Source organism: Pectobacterium sp. 1950-15 (genome assembly GCF_037136835.1).
Lineage (GTDB): Bacteria > Pseudomonadota > Gammaproteobacteria > Enterobacterales > Enterobacteriaceae > Pectobacterium.
Genome location: NZ_JBBBQR010000045.1, coordinates 1 through 723, shown reverse-complemented (window position 1 = coordinate 723; position 723 = coordinate 1). Strand labels below are relative to the sequence as shown.

The 723-nt window shown below is 56.8% G+C and carries 1 protein-coding gene; it reads right to left on the bottom strand.

Features of this window, described 5'->3' with window-relative positions; genetic code table 11:
• A partial coding sequence (locus WCT94_RS20705) for an Ig-like domain-containing protein (RefSeq protein ID WP_336871598.1) occupies positions 1–723 on the bottom strand: 723 nt, incomplete at both ends.

Here is a 723-nt window from a genome sequence, read left to right as displayed (position 1 = left end):
AACCTTAACGGTAATGGCATCGCCCGCCTTGACGTCGTTATCGACTTTACCCGTCACCGCTATCGTCTGACCGGACTCAGCAGCATTAATCACGTTATCGGACGTGACGTTATCGATAGATATCGATGCCGTTGGTGCAACCGTGTCTACACCATAAGCATGGCTGGTATTGGCGGTCGTAACGTTGCCTGCCGGATCGCGTGTGGTGACTGTGGCGCTCACATCACCGTTGGCCGCCAGCACCGCCCCCGGCACGTTCACGCTCCAGGTTTTACCGTCGGGATTGACGGTGGTCTGGTAGGTCTCGGTACCCACTTTAACGCTGACCGCATCGCCCGCTTTGACATCGTTATCGACTTTACCGGTGACGGCAATCGTCTGTCCGGATTCGGCCGCGTTGATGACGTTATCGGACGTGACGTTATCGATAGATATCGAGGCGGTTGGTGCAACCGTATCGACACCGTAGGCATGAATCGTATCGGCGGTGGTGGCGTTACCGGCTGCATCGTGCGTCGTCACTGTCGCGGAGATGTCCCCATTGGCGGCCAGCACCGATCCCGGTACGTTGACGCTCCAGGTTTTACCATCGGCATTCACTGTCGTCTGGTAAGTCTCGGTGCCGACTTTGACGGTAACGGCATCACCGGCTTTGACGTCGTTATCGACTTTACCCGTCACCGCAATCGTCTGGCCGGATTCGGCCGCGTTAATCACGTTATC